The following is a 484-nucleotide window of genomic DNA, read 5'->3' on the forward strand; positions in this document are numbered from 1 at the left end:
CACCGTGTGGCCTCATATAGACCAGCACCTCCGCAGCCCCGCTCCGTGGCAATGCACCATCCGTGTCCAGTCGCACGAATGTTGGCATGTGGAGCGGTCTGGGCAAGTAGAGCTGCTCTATCCTTGATTGGGATCGCCCGCAATTCCACAATCTTTTCGCCTGCGCCCCCAGCCAAGGGCTGATCACCGAGCCATGATTCGATCAGATCGATTTTAAACTCTGTCATCTGCTGAAAGATCTCATCAAAAAGCGTCAGGTCTTGCTGCGGATTGGATGCATAGAGTTGAGTCATGCTCATGCTACTGTGTTTGAACTGCCACTTTAGGTAGATTAACGAAGTGCGACCCATACGGGACTCAACAAAACACCTTGCATAGGTTCGCCTGCATTGGTGCGTCCTCAATGGCCAATCACTTCCAGCGGCTTTAGCTATACGGTCAAACGCAGCATTGGATGCTTGCCCGCTAAGCGCCTCAACATGTT

General features: G+C 52.5%; 1 protein-coding gene. It reads right to left on the reverse strand.

The annotated features are described in order from the left end of the window. On the reverse strand, positions 1-299 hold a 299-nt coding region (locus tag KMS84_RS43815), incomplete at its 3' end, for a hypothetical protein (RefSeq protein ID WP_256921282.1). Positions 300-484 lie beyond the last annotated feature (185 nt).

The sequence above is a fragment of the Streptomyces hilarionis genome, assembly GCF_024539675.1.
Lineage (GTDB): Bacteria > Actinomycetota > Actinomycetes > Streptomycetales > Streptomycetaceae > Streptomyces > Streptomyces hilarionis.